At 70.8% G+C, this 14,075-nt stretch carries 13 protein-coding genes; 7 read left to right on the forward strand and 6 right to left on the reverse strand.

Annotation, left to right across the window (positions count from 1 at the left end; translation table 11 throughout):
- Nucleotides 1-57: 57 nt before the first annotated feature.
- The gene (locus tag AC3ETA_RS08040; protein ID WP_432192107.1) at nucleotides 58-558 is read left to right on the forward strand and encodes a DUF4231 domain-containing protein; all 501 of its coding nucleotides are present in this window, start codon (nucleotides 58-60) and stop codon (nucleotides 556-558) included.
- A gap of 67 nt (nucleotides 559-625) precedes the next feature.
- On the opposite strand, the gene AC3ETA_RS08045 is transcribed toward AC3ETA_RS08040, so the two are convergent.
- From AC3ETA_RS08045 to AC3ETA_RS08060, 4 genes are all read right to left on the reverse strand, one after another.
- Nucleotides 626-1,303 carry a GntR family transcriptional regulator gene (locus AC3ETA_RS08045; RefSeq protein WP_432192108.1) on the reverse strand — a complete coding sequence of 226 codons (678 nt, stop codon included), beginning with the start codon at nucleotides 1,301-1,303 and terminating at the stop codon, nucleotides 626-628.
- 140 nt (nucleotides 1,304-1,443) lie between these two features.
- Entirely contained in the window at nucleotides 1,444-2,382 is a 939-nt protein-coding gene (locus AC3ETA_RS08050) for a beta-ketoacyl-ACP synthase III (protein WP_432192109.1), read from the reverse strand.
- A 149-nt stretch (nucleotides 2,383-2,531) separates the two neighbouring features.
- Entirely contained in the window at nucleotides 2,532-2,666 is a 135-nt protein-coding gene (locus tag AC3ETA_RS08055) for an MFS transporter small subunit (protein WP_432192110.1), read from the reverse strand.
- The gene (locus tag AC3ETA_RS08060) at nucleotides 2,647-3,978 is read right to left on the reverse strand and encodes an OFA family MFS transporter (RefSeq protein WP_488187632.1); all 1,332 of its coding nucleotides are present in this window, start codon (nucleotides 3,976-3,978) and stop codon (nucleotides 2,647-2,649) included. The genes AC3ETA_RS08055 and AC3ETA_RS08060 overlap by 20 nt, the downstream gene beginning before the upstream one ends.
- Before the next feature lie 296 nt (nucleotides 3,979-4,274).
- On the opposite strand from AC3ETA_RS08060, the gene AC3ETA_RS08065 reads away from it, so the two are divergent.
- Genes AC3ETA_RS08065 through fdhD form a run of 5 tightly spaced genes read left to right on the forward strand, consistent with a single transcriptional unit; the run spans nucleotide 4,275 to nucleotide 10,713 of the window.
- Entirely contained in the window at nucleotides 4,275-5,246 is a 972-nt protein-coding gene (locus AC3ETA_RS08065) for a 2-dehydropantoate 2-reductase (protein ID WP_432192111.1), read from the forward strand.
- The gene (locus AC3ETA_RS08070; protein ID WP_432192112.1) at nucleotides 5,243-7,162 is read left to right on the forward strand and encodes a molybdopterin oxidoreductase family protein; all 1,920 of its coding nucleotides are present in this window, start codon (nucleotides 5,243-5,245) and stop codon (nucleotides 7,160-7,162) included. The genes AC3ETA_RS08065 and AC3ETA_RS08070 overlap by 4 nt, the downstream gene beginning before the upstream one ends.
- A gap of 5 nt (nucleotides 7,163-7,167) precedes the next feature.
- Nucleotides 7,168-9,000, forward strand: coding sequence for an NAD(P)H-dependent oxidoreductase subunit E (locus AC3ETA_RS08075; RefSeq protein WP_432192328.1), 1,833 nt, complete (start codon nucleotides 7,168-7,170; stop codon nucleotides 8,998-9,000).
- Nucleotides 8,997-9,857: a 2Fe-2S iron-sulfur cluster-binding protein gene (locus AC3ETA_RS08080; RefSeq protein WP_432192113.1), complete on the forward strand. Its 861-nt coding sequence runs from the start codon at nucleotides 8,997-8,999 to the stop codon at nucleotides 9,855-9,857. The genes AC3ETA_RS08075 and AC3ETA_RS08080 overlap by 4 nt, the downstream gene beginning before the upstream one ends.
- A gap of 7 nt (nucleotides 9,858-9,864) precedes the next feature.
- Nucleotides 9,865-10,713 carry a formate dehydrogenase accessory sulfurtransferase FdhD gene (fdhD, locus tag AC3ETA_RS08085; protein ID WP_432192114.1) on the forward strand — a complete coding sequence of 283 codons (849 nt, stop codon included), beginning with the start codon at nucleotides 9,865-9,867 and terminating at the stop codon, nucleotides 10,711-10,713.
- 98 nt (nucleotides 10,714-10,811) lie between these two features.
- On the opposite strand, the gene AC3ETA_RS08090 is transcribed toward fdhD, so the two are convergent.
- Nucleotides 10,812-11,339, reverse strand: coding sequence for an isochorismatase family protein (locus AC3ETA_RS08090; RefSeq protein WP_432192115.1), 528 nt, complete (start codon nucleotides 11,337-11,339; stop codon nucleotides 10,812-10,814).
- Nucleotides 11,340-11,358: 19 nt separating this feature from the next.
- Nucleotides 11,359-11,733, reverse strand: a complete 375-nt coding sequence (locus tag AC3ETA_RS08095; RefSeq protein WP_432192116.1) for a hypothetical protein — start codon at nucleotides 11,731-11,733, stop codon at nucleotides 11,359-11,361.
- 445 nt (nucleotides 11,734-12,178) lie between these two features.
- Between AC3ETA_RS08095 and AC3ETA_RS08100 the strand changes: the two genes are divergently transcribed.
- The gene (locus AC3ETA_RS08100; protein WP_432192117.1) at nucleotides 12,179-14,062 is read left to right on the forward strand and encodes an exo-alpha-sialidase; all 1,884 of its coding nucleotides are present in this window, start codon (nucleotides 12,179-12,181) and stop codon (nucleotides 14,060-14,062) included.
- Nucleotides 14,063-14,075 lie beyond the last annotated feature (13 nt).

Here is a 14,075-nt window from a genome sequence, read left to right on the forward strand (position 1 = left end):
CGGGACATGGTTGGCTACGCTTTCCCTGCCGGCAGCAGGTGCTTGGGGGGAGCGCGAATGGCTCAGGATTCATCGGCCGAAGAACCGACGAGGACGCCCAGGTCAGGCGGCTCATCCGAAGCCGGCCCCGGCTACGCGATGGGCCTGGCGAACGGTTCGTACGACTGGTACCAGGGCGCCGCCGTCAGGGCGCGCCGCAACTTCCGGCTCTCCGAGACCCTGCTGCTGCTCGTCTCGGCCGCGATCCCGGTCTCGGCGGTCCTGTGGTCCAGGAACGCCGAGATCCCCGCCGTCCTCGGCGGCATCGTCGTGGTGATCACCGGTCTGCGCTCGGTCTTCCACTGGCAGGACGACTACCTGCGCTTCACCGAGGCCCGCGAGGCGGTCGAGGCGGAACGCCGCCTCTACAACACGGGGGCGGAACCGTACGCCGATCCCGGAACCCGCGACCAGGCCCTCGCCGCCGCCGTCACCCGCATCGAACAGCGGGAGATGGGAACCTGGGTCCAACTGGCAGGTCCCCGCGCGGAGACCACGGGGCCCAACGCTCTGCCCTGACCGTGGAACGGCGCGATCCCGAACACCGCGCCCGAGCGCCACGACGACTGCGGCAGCACGGCCTCCGTCAGGACTTGCCCCGGTCGTGGTACGACCGTCGCGTGTGTTCCGTGTGTTCGCGCATCAGCTGGGTCGCCTGCTGTTCGTCCCGGGCGGTGATCGCGGCGATCATGCCGCGGTGCTCGATCCAGGACTGGTGACCGCGCTGGCGGGCGACCGGGGTGTAGTACCAGCGGACCCGGCGATCGACCTGGGCGGCGAGTTCGGCGAGGACCGCGTTGCCGGCGAGTTCCATGATCTTGGCGTGGAAGCGGGCGTTGAGGGCGACGGCCGCGTCCACGTCGTCCGCGGCGACGGCCTTCTCCCCCTCCGCACACAGCTCCTCCAGCGCCTTGATGCCGGCGCTGTCCGTGTGGGCTGCGGCGAGCCGGGCGGCCTCGGCCTCCAGCAGGGTGCGGACGGTGAGGAGCTGGTCGGCCTCCTCCTCCGTCGGCTCGTGCACGAACGCGCCCTGCGCGGGCCGCAGATCCACCCAGCCCTCGGTGTTCAGCCGCTGCAGCGCCTCCCGCACCGGCTGCCGCGACACACCGAGGTGACCTGCGAGTTCACTCTCGACCAGATGCTGGCCGGGCTGCAGGGCGCGGGTCGTGATGAGTTCGAGCAGCGCCTCGTAGACACGGTCGCGCAGCGGGCCGGGACGTTCGAGCTTGGGCACCGCACCCTGCGGCAGTCCTGTCGACAACATCGGTTCCCCTCCTGGGCGAACGCCGGGCGACTGCATCCCGTAGCCGATCGTCACTGAAAGCCAGTATTGATTGTCTTTCGTCTACAGTCTACGGCGCACAAAGGCCAGGGAAACGGGGAGTTGGTCACATCACACCCGCATCAGGGGCAGCGGATGACCTGTCCGGCGTACGACAGGTTCCCGCCGAAGCCGAACAGCAGCACCGGGTCGCCGCCGGAGATGCGCCCCTGCTCCACCAGCTTGGACAGGGCCAGCGGGATGCTCGCCGCCGAGGTGTTCCCGGACTCGGAGACATCGCGTGCGACCACGGCGTTGACGGCGCCGAGCTTCTCGGCGAGGGGCTCGATGATGCGCAGGTTGGCCTGGTGCAGGACGACGCCGGCGAGGTCCTCGGGCCCGAGGCCCGCCCGCTCGCAGGCCCGGCGGGCGATGGCCGGCAGCTGTGTCGTCGCCCAGCGGTAGACGCTCTGCCCCTCCTGCGCGAACCGCGCGGGCTGTCCCTCGATGCGCACCGCGTGCCCCATCTCGGGCACCGATCCCCACAGCACCGGCCCGATGCCGGCGTCCTCGGACGCCTCCACGACGGCCGCCCCGGCGCCGTCCCCGACCAGCACACAGGTCGTGCGGTCGCTCCAGTCGGTCACGTCGGACATCTTGTCGGCGCCGATCACGAGCGCCCGCGTCGCCGCCCCCGCCCGCACGGCGTGGTCGGCGGTGGCCAGGGCGTGGGTGAAACCGGCACAGACGACGTTGACGTCCATCGCGGCGGGCGACGGGATGCCGAGCCGGGCGGCGACCCGGGCGGCCATGTTCGGGGACCGGTCGATGGCGGTGGAGGTCGCGACCAGGACCAGGTCGATGTCACCGGGCGTGCTGCCCGCCGCCGCGAGCGCCTTGGCCGCGGCGTGAGCGGCGAGCTCGTCGACGGGCTCGTCGGGTCCGGCGATGTGGCGCGTACGGATGCCGACCCGAGATGTGATCCACTCGTCACTGGTGTCGACCATGCCTGCCAGGTCCTCGTTGGTGAGCACCCTGGCGGGCTGATAGTGGCCGACTGCGGCGATGCGCGAGCCGTTCATCGTTGGTGATCCCCTCGAACCTCGGGTAGCGGGATTCACCAGTCTGATCAGTGACTCACGGGTACGGCGGCACGTGATGCCACAGGAATCGGGCGCCCTCGTTGTCAGCTTCCATCAGACCGTCGGACGCCCGAACAACTTCCGAACGCCTACCCGGTGAACAGCTGCGTCGCCTTCTGGACGAGTTCGTAGAGCCCGTAGGCGAGCGGCACCCCCACCCACACCCAGGCGAAGGCGATGAGCCCCCGCCGGTCGGGCGCAGGGCTACTGCTGTCGCTGGACATCCGCGGCCTCCTTCTCCGCCTGCGCCGGCACGGGGACGTGATGGCGGGGGTGGACGGGCCGGACGAGTTCGTTGGCCACGAAGCCGACGACGAGCAGCCCGATCATGATGAACAAGGACATCGTGTACAGGGACGAGCCGTCCTTGCCCGCCTCCTCCTGCCGGTCGGCGATCCAGTTCACGATCAGCGGCCCGAGGACGCCGGCCGTGGACCAGGCGGTGAGCAGCCGCCCGTGGATGGCACCGACCTGGTAGGTCCCGAAGAGGTCCTTCAGATAGGCGGGGATCGTCGCGAAGCCGCCGCCGTAGAAGGACAGGATCACCAGCGCGCACAGGATGAACAGCGGCTTCGACGCTTCACCGGCGACTGCGATCAGGCCGTACATCAGCGCGCCCGCGCCCAGGTACAGCCGGTAGACGTTCTTGCGCCCGATCAGGTCGGAGGTGGACGACCAGCCGATCCGGCCCGCCATGTTGGCGGCGGACAGCAGGGCGACGAAGCCGGCCGCGGCCGACGCCGACACCGGGGTGGAGGTGTTGGCGAAGAAGTCCGTGATCATCGGTGCGGCCTTCTCCAGGATGCCGATGCCCGCGGTCACGTTCATGCAGAGCACGACCCACAGACACCAGAACTGCGGTGTGCGCACGGCGTTGCGGGCGGACACCTGCGGTCCCGCGAGGACGCCAGGCGCGTCGCCGACCGGCTTCTCGGTGCGCGGCACCCGGACCAGCAGCACACCGAGCAGCATGAAGACGGCGTACGACAGCCCGTGCACCAGGAACGCGAGCGCGATCCCGGAGCTGTCGCCGCCGAACGACTCCAGCATCTGCGCCGACCAGGGCGAGGCGATGAGCGCGCCGCCGCCGAAGCCCATGATCGCGATGCCGGTGGCCATGCCGGGGCGGTCGGGGAACCACTTGATCAGCGTGGAGACCGGCGAGATGTAGCCGATGCCGAGGCCTATGCCGCCGACGAAGCCGTAGCCGAGGACGATCAGCCAGTACTGCTCGGTGGCCGCGCCGAGCGCGGAGAGCAGGAAGCCGGAGGAGAAGCAGACCAGGGCGACGGTCATGGCCCAGCGCGGACCGTTGCGCTCGACCAGGGTGCCGCCGAAGGCGGCGGACAGGCCGAGCATGACGATGCCGAGCTGGAACGGCAGTGCGCTCTGGGTGCCGCTGAGGCCGAGCGCGGATTCGAGCGGCGGCTTGAACACGCTCCAGGCGTAGGCCTGGCCGATGGACAGATGAACCGAGAGAGCGGCGGGCGGAACAAGCCAGCGGCTCCATCCCGGCGGCGCGAGCGGTGGACTCATGATCCCGAACGGTAGGGACGGGCAAGTCCGTTGAGAAGTCGGCGCGTCGACCGTATGCGGTGAGCGGTATGCAGGGCGCGACGAACGGTCGAACGCTGTCCGGAAGGCCGCGGTGGAGGCCGGGCGCAAAGCCTTGGCGAAGGCCGTGCGCGAACTCTTGCTGACCTCTTATCCATACTGTAGACAATATTCCGTCGACAGGATTCGGCCCTCCGTGCCATCGGCCGGTCCGAGCCGGTCCGAGAACTTCCCAGCCACCTCCGCGGTACTCCCTCGACCGAACGGAGCGTTCCGAAGTGAAAGTTGCAGTCCTCGGCGCCGGTGCCATCGGCGCCTACGTCGGAGCCGCGCTGCACCGCGCCGGTGCCGACGTGCACCTGATCGCCCGTGGACCGCATCTCGCGGCCATGAGGCAGCACGGAGTGCGCGTGCTCAGTCCGCGCGGTGACTTCACCGCGCGCGCCCACGCCACCGACGACCCGGCCGAGATCGGCCCGGTCGACTTCGTCTTCCTGGGCCTGAAGGCCAACTCGTACGCGGCGTGCGGGCCGCTGATCGAACCACTGCTGCACGACACGACAGCCGTCGTGGCCGCCCAGAACGGCATCCCCTGGTGGTACTTCCACCGCCACGGCGGACCCCACGACGGCCACCGCGTCGAGAGCGTGGACCCCGGCGGCGCGGTCAGTGCGGTGCTCGCCCCCGAACGGGCCATCGGCTGCGTCGTCTACGCCGCGACCGAACTCGCAGGCCCGGGTGTCGTACGGCACCTGGAAGGTACCCGGTTCTCCATCGGCGAGCCCGACCGCAGTGTGTCCAAGCGCTGTCTCGACCTCAGCGAGGCCATGATCGCCGGCGGTCTGAAGTGCCCGGTCGAACCCGACCTGCGCAACGACATCTGGCTCAAGCTGCTCGGCAACATCTCCTTCAACCCGATCAGCGCGCTGGCCCGCGCCACCATGCGGCAGATGTGTCTGCACGGCGGCACCCGCAAGGTCATCGAGATCATGATGACCGAGACGCTCTCGGTCGCCGAGGCCCTCGGCTGCGAGGTCGGCATCTCCATCGAACGCCGGCTCGCGGGCGCCGAGAAGGTGGGCGACCACCGCACCTCCACGCTCCAGGACCTGGAGCGCGGCAAGCCGCTCGAACTCGACGTACTCCTCGCGGCGGTCGTCGAGTTGGCGGAGATCACCGGCGTGCCGGTGCCCACCCTGCACACCGTGCACGCCATCTCGGACCTGCTCGCGCTGAGGAGCGCCGCATGAGGAAACGGCAACCGAAGAACTACACCCGGCTGACCCACCCGCTCGTCCGCGACTCCCGCGACGAGCCGTTCCGGCCGGCGACCTGGGAGGAGGCCCTGGACCGGGCGGCCGCCGGACTGGCCCGCAACCGGGGCGCCTTCGGCATGTTCTCCTGCGCCCGGGCCACCAACGAGATGAACTACGTGGCGCAGAAGTTCGCCCGCGTCGTCATGGGCACGAACAACGTCGACTCCTGCAACCGCACCTGTCACGCCCCCAGCGTCGCCGGCCTGTCGGCGGCCTTCGGGTCGGGCGGGGGCACCTCGTCGTACGAGGAGATCGAGCACACCGACGTCATCGTGATGTGGGGCTCCAACGCCCGCTTCGCGCACCCGATCTTCTTCCAGCACGTGCTGAAGGGCATCAGGAACGGCGCCCGGATGTACGCCGTCGACCCGCGCCGCACCTCCACCGCCGAGTGGGCGGAGAGCTGGATGGGGCTGAACGTCGGCACCGACATCCCGATGGCGCACGCGATCGGCCGCGAGATCATCCGCGCGGGCCTGGCGAACGAGGCGTTCATCGAGCGGGCGACCAGCGGCTTCGAGGAGTACAAGGCCCTGGTCGAACCGTGGACGCTGTCGCTGGCCGAGAAGGTGACGGGCGTACCGGCCGCCGCCATCAAGGAACTCGCGCACGCCTACGCCCGCGCCGAGCGCGCCCAGCTGTGCTGGACCCTCGGCATCACCGAGCACCACAACGGCACCGACAACGTCCGCGCGCTGATCAACCTGTCCCTGCTGACCGGGCACGTCGGCCGCTTCGGCAGCGGGCTCCAGCCCCTGCGCGGCCAGAACAACGTGCAGGGCGGCGGCGACATGGGCGCGATCCCCAACCGGCTGCCCGGCTTCCAGGACATCCTCGACCCGGACACCCGCCTGAAGTTCGAGTCGGCCTGGGACACCGTCATCCAGCCCCACTACGGCCTCAACCTCACCGAGATGTTCGAGGCGATGGAGGACGGCGACCTCAAGGCGGTGTACTGCATCGGAGAGAACCCGGCGCAGTCGGAGGCGGACAGCGAGCAGGCCGTACGGCGCATGCGGCAGCTGGACTTCCTCGTCGTGCAGGACATCTTCCTGACGAAGACCGCCGAGCTCGCCGACGTCGTCCTGCCCGCGACCGCCGGCTGGGCCGAGACCGACGGCACCACCACCAACAGCGAGCGCCGGGTCCAGCGGGTGCGCCGGGCGCTCCCCCCGCCCGGCGAGGCGCGCGAGGACATCGACATCATCTGCGAGCTGGCCGGGCGGCTCGGCCACGAGTGGAAGTACGCCGACTCCGAGGCCGTCTGGAACGAGCTGCGCTCGGTCTCCCCGGACCACTACGGGATGACCTACCACCGCCTGGAGGAGCACCAGGGCATCCAGTGGCCGTGCCCGAGCACCGACCGGCTCGAACCGAGTTATCTGCACGGCCGGCTGTGGGAGAGCGACCCGGCCGGGCGCGGCGTGCCGGCGCCGTTCGGTCTCGTCCAGCACGATCCGCCGGTCGACCTGACCGACGAGGACTACCCGGTCCGGCTCACCACGGGGCGGCGGCTCGACTCCTACAACACCGGTGTGCAGAGCGGGAGTTTCGCCTCCCCGCTGCGGCGCGGCGAGTACGTCGAGATCAGCCCGGAGGACGCCGAGCGGTACGGGGTCGTCGTCGGCGAGGAGGTCCGGGTCACCTCACGGCGCGGCTCGGTCGTCGCGCCGGTGTGGGTCGACACGGCACTGCGGCCCGGGCTCGCCTTCATGACCATGCACTTTCCCGACGAGGTGGACACCAACCAGCTGACGATCGAGGCGAACTGCCCGATCGCGGGGACGGCGGAGTTCAAGGCGTCGGCGATCCGGATCGAGAAGCTCCCCGTCGCGACCATCGTGAGGTGACACAAGTGGACCTGCGCTTCGGTGACAGCAAACCGACGGACGACGAACGGGCGGCGGTCGACGCCCTGCTCGGGCCGCCCGAGTCGTCCTGGGAGGGCGCCGCCCGCGACGAGATGCGGGCCGCCGACCTCAGGTGGGCCAAGGGCGGGCGCGCGGCCCGGGACCGCCGCGACCTGCTGTTGCCGGGGCTGCACGCGATCAACGACCGGATCGGCTGGATCAGCGAGGGCGCCCTCGACTACCTGTGCCGGCGGCTGACGGTGCCGCCGTCGGAGGCGTACGGCGTCGCCACCTTCTACGCCATGTTCTCCGTCAAGCCGCGTCCGGCGACCGTGCTCCACGTGTGCACGGACCTCGCCTGCGCGGCGGCCGGCGCGAACGAGGTGTGCGCCGGGATCGAGGCACGGCTCGGGCCCGGCAGCGGGGTGACGGTCCAGCGCAGCCCGTGTCTGGGGCTGTGCGAACGGGCCCCGGCGGCGCTCGCGATCAAGGCCGGTGACCCGGTGCGTACGGCGGTCTCGGCGCCGGCGACCGTGCACGACGCCGTCCTCGCCGCGAGCGCCCCGGACTCCGCGCCCGAGGAGCCGGCGGCCGCGATGGCCGTACCGCAGGCGGGCAGCGACGAGCTGGTGCTGCTGAAGCGGGTAGGGGTCGTGGACCCGACGAGTCTCGACGACTACCGCGCGCACGGCGGCTACAGCGCACTGCGCCGGGCCTTCGAACTCGGCCCCGCCGGAGTCATCCGCGAGGTCACCGACTCCGGCCTGGTCGGGCGGGGCGGCGCCGCCTTCCCCACCGGCCGCAAATGGCAGGCCACGGCGTCGCAGCCCGACCATCCGCACTACCTCGTCTGCAACGCCGACGAATCGGAGCCGGGCACCTTCAAGGACCGGGTGCTCATGGAGGGCGACCCGTACGCACTGGTCGAGGCGATGACGATCGCGGCGTACGCGACCGGCGCCCACCAGGGCCACCTCTATCTGCGCGGCGAGTACCCGCGCGCCCTCGCCCGTCTGGAACACGCCGTCGCGCAGGCACGCGCGCGTGGCTTCCTCGGCGACGACGTCCTCGGTCAGGGCTACGCCTTCGACATCGAGATCCGGCGCGGCGCCGGGGCGTACATCTGCGGCGAGGAGACGGCCCTGTTCAACTCCATCGAGGGCTACCGGGGCGAGCCGCGCTCGAAGCCGCCGTTCCCGGTGGAGAAGGGCCTGTTCGGCAAGCCGACGGTGGAGAACAACGTCGAGACGCTGGTCAACGTCCTGCCCATCCTGACCATGGGAGCCCCGGCGTACGCCGCGATCGGGACCGAGCGGTCCACCGGGCCGAAGCTGTTCTGCGTGTCCGGGAGCGTCGCGCGGCCCGGGATCTACGAGCTGCCGTTCGGCGCGACGCTCGGTGAGCTGCTGGAGCTGGCCGGGGTCCGCGAGGGGCTGCGGGCGGTGCTGCTGGGCGGCGCCGCGGGCGGCTTCGTACGGCCGGACGAGACGGACATCCCGCTCACCTTCGAGGGCACGCGGGAGGCGGGCACCACGCTCGGCTCGGGTGTCGTCCTGGCCTTCGACGACACCGTGCCACTGCCCCGGCTGCTGCTGCGCATCGCCGAGTTCTTCCGTGACGAGTCGTGCGGGCAGTGCGTGCCCTGCCGGGTCGGGACGGTCCGGCAGGAGGAGGCGCTGCACCGGATCGCCGAACGGACGGGCGCGGCGGCCGCCGATGACATCGCCCTGCTCAGGGAGGTCGGCCGCGCCATGCGGGACGCCTCCATCTGCGGTCTGGGACAGACCGCGTGGAACGCCGTGGAATCCGCCATCGACCGACTGGGGGCGTACGAATGACCGTGACACCGCTGGGGATTCCGCGCCGGCTGCTGGAGTTCACCATCGACGGGGAGCCGGTGCGCGCCCCCGAGGGGTCGACCGTCCTCGACGCCTGCCGGGCGGCCGGGAAGGACGTCCCGACGCTGTGCGAAGGGGACACGCTGCGGCCCAAGAACGCCTGCCGGGTCTGTGTCGTCGAGGTCGAGGGCTCGCGCACCCTCGTCCCGGCCTGCTCCCGCAAGGCCGAGCCCGGCATGGAGGTCAGGACCGACACGGAGCGCGCACGGCACAGCCGCAAGATCGTCCTGGAGCTCCTCGCCTCCTCGGTGGACCTGTCGACGACCCCGCGGGTCGCCGAGTGGCTCAAGGAGTACGAGGCCAAGCCGGACCGCTTCGGCCCGGACGCGGCCCGGCTGAACGAGGAGCCGAAGGTCGACAACGATCTGTACGTGCGGGACTACGACAAGTGCATCCTCTGTTACAAGTGCGTGGACGCGTGCGGGGACCAGTGGCAGAACAGCTTCGCGATCTCGGTCGCCGGGCGCGGGTTCGACGCGCGCATCGCGGTGGAGCACGACGCCCCGCTGACCGATTCGGCGTGCGTGTACTGCGGAAACTGCATCGAGGTCTGCCCCACGGGCGCGCTGTCGTTCAAGTCGGAGTTCGACATGCGGGCGGCGGGTACGTGGGACGAGAGCAAGCAGTCCGAGACGACCACCGTGTGCGCCTACTGCGGTGTGGGCTGCAACCTCACGCTCCACGTGCAGGACAATGAGATCGTGAAGGTCACCTCGCCGCACGACAACCCGGTGACCCACGGCAACCTCTGCATCAAGGGCCGCTTCGGCTACCGGCACGTACAGAACCGGGACTGAGAGACACATGGGACGAGTCACGGAACGACGCAAGGTCATCCGGATCCGGGACGGGGCGGTCTCCAGCCGTCCGGACACGCTCGTGGCCGAGGAACCGCTGGAGATCCGCCTCAACGGCAAACCGCTCGCGATCACCATGCGCACCCCCGGCGACGACTTCGCGCTGGCGGCCGGTTTCCTGGTGAGCGAGGGCGTGCTGGCCGAGGGCTCGGACCTGCAGAACATCGTCTACTGCGCGGGCGCCACGGTGGACGGCTCCAACACGTACAACGTGGTGGACGTGCGGACACCGCCGGGCGTGACCATCCCGGACATCACCCTCGAACGGAACGTGTACACGACGTCGTCCTGCGGGCTGTGCGGCAAGGCGTCCCTGGACGCCGTCCGTACGACGGCCCGCTGGCCGATCTCCGACACTCCCCCGGTCCGGGTCGATCCCGAACTGCTCGCGAGCCTCCCCGACCGGCTGCGCGCTGCCCAGCGGGTCTTCGACCGGACCGGGGGCCTGCACGCGGCGGCCCTGTTCACCGAGGACGGTGAGCTGCTGGACATACGGGAGGACGTGGGCCGGCACAACGCGGTCGACAAGCTGGTCGGCCGTGCCCTGCAGAGCCACGACCTGCCGCTGTCCCGGACGATCCTGCTGGTCTCGGGGCGGGCCAGCTTCGAGCTGGCGCAGAAGGCGGTGATGGCGGGGATCCCGGTGCTCGCCGCGGTCTCGGCGCCGTCCTCACTGGCCGTGGATCTGGCCGCGGAGACCGGGCTGACACTGGTGGGCTTTCTGCGGGGCAGCTCCATGAACGTGTACGCGGGCGAACACCGGCTCGCCCTGCGGACCGCGGCCGCCCAGGCCTGACCGGCTCCCCGCGACACGGCGGCGGGGCCCCGAACCGGCGGGGAGCGCCCCCTGCGCCGTTACTGGGGCCCCGCTGTTCTCATGACCGGGCGGGCGGCTCAGCCGCTCGTGAACGACACGTCCGCGGCCCGCACCACCGAGCCCAGCCTCGGGAAGTCCAGCCGGACCGACGCCTCGTGCTCGGGTGCCGTGAACGCCGTCATCGCGTCCTCCACGAAGACGAGGTCGTAGCGCAGGTCGGCGGCGGCGCGGGCGGTGGACTCGACGCCGAGGTTGGTGGCGATACCGCCGAACACCAGCGTGCCGATGCCCCGTGCGCGGAGCCGGTCGTGCAGGCCCGTGTCCTGGAAGCCGCCGATCGTCCGCTTCACGATCTCGATGTCGCCCTCCTGCCGCAGGCCCGCCGCCAGGCCGCTGCCCGGCGGCTGCTCGGCGACGCCGGTGCGTTCCACGCGGACCAGGACGACGGTCGCTCCCGCGGCGCGGAAGGAGGCCGCCAACTCCTGTGAGGCGGCGAGGACTTCGGTTCCCTTCCGGGGCTCCAGGGGCAGCGCGACGATGCGGTCCATCAGGTCGACCAGCACGAGGGCGGTCTGTGCGGGCCGGAGCTCGATTTGTGCGGTCATGACGGAACGTTATCCGCCATCAGCTCTGCGTTCCGGAAATCCGGATCAACAGGTCCGTGAATCGGTCCCGTTCGGCGGGCGGGGCGAAGAGCGTGTCGTCGGCCTCGCGGGCCGCCTTCTCGCAGCGCTTGAGCAGGCGCGCACCCTGGTCCGCGAGGGAGACCGCGCTCTTGCGCCGGCCCTTGGGGTCGAGCCGCACACCGCGCCCGAGGTCCGCCTGGGCGACGGGGGCGAGGTCGTGGACGGCGGAGAGCACGACGTGGTGCCACGTCTTCAGACCCTCCGCCGTGAGCGGACTCCGTACCGGCGATCGGGTGACGGAGCTGGGCGTCGGGCGCCGGGGAAGCCCGTCGACTACGCCCTCGACGCCGTCGGCGGCGACATGCTGAGCCACTCGCTCGCGGCGCTCACGGTCGGCGGGCGACTTGTGGCATACAGTTCGGACAGTGGGATGATTCGGGCATATGACCTTCTTGTCGGCGCCAAGTCCGCCATCGGGTTCCAGACGGCGCGGATCGCTCGCGAGGAGCCGGAGTTGTACGAGCGATGGCGGCAGGGGCCGCGGAGGCCGTTTGAAGAGGGGGCTGTTTGAAGCGGGGGCCGCCAAGCCCGCCGTACATGGGCAGTTCGCGCCGGAGGAGACCGCCGAGGCGCACGCGGCGGCCGCGTCACGGGGCAACCGGGGGAAAGCGGTACTCCATCCGTGACGTGACACGTGCACGGTTCTTGTGATGAATGCGATAGCCCAACTAACGTCTGCGATGCGCACTTTGGACGTGGGATGTCCGAATGTTCAGATGCCTGGACGCATGACCAGACGATGAAGGGCGGGCCGCACCATGCCGTCAAGAGTTCGCGCACGTCTCAGAGCTGCCCTGGTCGCGGCCGTCGCCACCACGGCGACGGCCGCGACATCAGGTCCCGCGGAGTCCCAACCGGCCAGGACGGCCCCGTTGTTCGAGCAGCAGGTTCTGTTCAAGGCGTCCCAGGACCCCGGGTACGCCTGCTTCCGCATTCCCGCGATCGTGAAGACCAAGGACGGCACGCTGCTGGCGTTCGCCGAGGGGCGGGTCCTCAACTGCGGGGACGCCGCCGACATCGACATCGTGCTCAAGCGCTCCACCGACGGCGGGCGCACCTGGGGCCCGCTCCAGGTCGTCAACGAGGGCAACGGCGACACCCACGGCAACCCGGCACCGATCGTGGACCACGAGACCGGGCGCATCCTGCTGGCCGAGACGTACAACACGGGGCGTACGGACAGCGGCAGTTGCTCGGTCCCCTGTGATCGCACGCCCCATCTCCAGTACAGCGACGACGACGGGCGGACCTGGTCGCAGCCGCGCGACCTGAGTCCCCAGATACTGCCCGCCGACTGGAACTCCTGGTACGCCACCGGCCCCGTGCACGGCATCCAGCTCACCAAGGGCAAGCACGCCGGCCGGCTCGTCTTCGGCGTCAACACCGAGACCTGGGACGGCAGTCGGGTCAGCGCCAACCACGCCGCCCTCGTCGTCAGCGACGACGGCGGCGACAACTGGCGGGTCGGCGCCACCGACTCCTGGCCCATCTCCGCCGCCGACGGCACCTTCCGGCAGAAGCCGTCCGAGGTGACCCTCACCGAGCGCACCGACGGCAGGATCCTCATCAGCGGCCGGGAGCAGGACGGCACCGACCTCGGGCACCGCTCGCAGACGTACAGCAGCGACGGCGGCGACAGCTTCACCGGGCCGTTCCGCGACCAGCCGGACCTGTACACGCCCCAGGTCCAGGGCGCCACCCTGCGGTTGGGCGACCGGATACTGCTGTCCGCGCCGGGCGACCCGGACCGCCGGCGGACCATGATGATCCGCAGCTCCTACGACAGCGGCGACACCTGGGAGAGCGTGGACCGCGGCAAGGTCGTCACCACGGACTGGTCCGGGTACTCCGACATGGCCGAGATCGACGCGTCCACGGTGGGCCTGATGTACGAGGGCGGTGCCGTCGACGCACGGGACGAGATTCGTTTCGCCCGGTTCAACGAGGACTGGCTCGGGCCCCGGCGCGGCCCCGACCCGACCACCCCCGACCTCGCCATCGGCGCACCCCGCGCGACCGTCCTGGGCGGCCCCGCGAGGACGGACGGCGTTCTCGGCGGCGCCCTGGAGTTCGACGGCCGCGACGACGCCGTACGCCTGCCGTACCGCACCCAACTGCCTCTGGGCAGCGGCGAGTTCACGGTGTCGCTGTTCTTCCGCTACTCCGCGACCGGCGGCGAGCAGCCGTTCCTGTGGATGGGCGGGATCGGCAGCACCCAGCCCCAGGTCTGGATGCGCGGCGAGCCCGCCAACGACCGGGTGCGCGCCCTCATCACCACGCGGGAGGGGTTCGGCACCGTGCACACCTCGTCGGTGTGGGCGGGCGGCGCCGCCAACGACGGCGAGTGGCACCATCTCGCCCTGCGGCGCGGCGACGGCCGGCTGACCCTGTTCGTCGACGGCAGGGCCGTCAGCACCACGGACGTGCCCGGTTCGGTCAGCCGGAACTCGCCGTTCGGTGTGCACGTCGGCCAGCGCATGGACAGCCGGGCCTTCCTCACCGGCACCCTCGACGACGTGCGCGTGTGGAACCGGGCGCTCGGCGACGAGGAGCTCACCGCGGCGGCGACACGGTCCGACGCCCGCAAGAAGGTGAACACCCGGGACACCGTTCTGTGGCTGCCCATGGACCAAGTCGGCTGAGGCCACTAACGTC

The organism is Streptomyces sp. bgisy027 (assembly GCF_057710365.1).

Bases quoted from the DNA above. Each gene is read 5' to 3' on its own strand.
- AC3ETA_RS08040 (WP_432192107.1), top strand. From the start codon at position 58: ATGGCTCAGGATTCATCGGCCGAAGAACCGACGAGGACGCCCAGGTCA.
- AC3ETA_RS08045 (WP_432192108.1), bottom strand. From the start codon at position 1,303: ATGTTGTCGACAGGACTGCCGCAGGGTGCGGTGCCCAAGCTCGAACGT.
- AC3ETA_RS08050 (WP_432192109.1), bottom strand. From the start codon at position 2,382: ATGAACGGCTCGCGCATCGCCGCAGTCGGCCACTATCAGCCCGCCAGG.
- AC3ETA_RS08055 (WP_432192110.1), bottom strand. From the start codon at position 2,666: ATGTCCAGCGACAGCAGTAGCCCTGCGCCCGACCGGCGGGGGCTCATC.
- AC3ETA_RS08060 (WP_488187632.1), bottom strand. From the start codon at position 3,978: ATGAGTCCACCGCTCGCGCCGCCGGGATGGAGCCGCTGGCTTGTTCCG.
- AC3ETA_RS08070 (WP_432192112.1), top strand. From the start codon at position 5,243: ATGAGGAAACGGCAACCGAAGAACTACACCCGGCTGACCCACCCGCTC.
- AC3ETA_RS08080 (WP_432192113.1), top strand. From the start codon at position 8,997: ATGACCGTGACACCGCTGGGGATTCCGCGCCGGCTGCTGGAGTTCACC.
- fdhD (WP_432192114.1), top strand. From the start codon at position 9,865: ATGGGACGAGTCACGGAACGACGCAAGGTCATCCGGATCCGGGACGGG.
- AC3ETA_RS08090 (WP_432192115.1), bottom strand. From the start codon at position 11,339: ATGACCGCACAAATCGAGCTCCGGCCCGCACAGACCGCCCTCGTGCTG.
- AC3ETA_RS08100 (WP_432192117.1), top strand. From the start codon at position 12,179: ATGCCGTCAAGAGTTCGCGCACGTCTCAGAGCTGCCCTGGTCGCGGCC.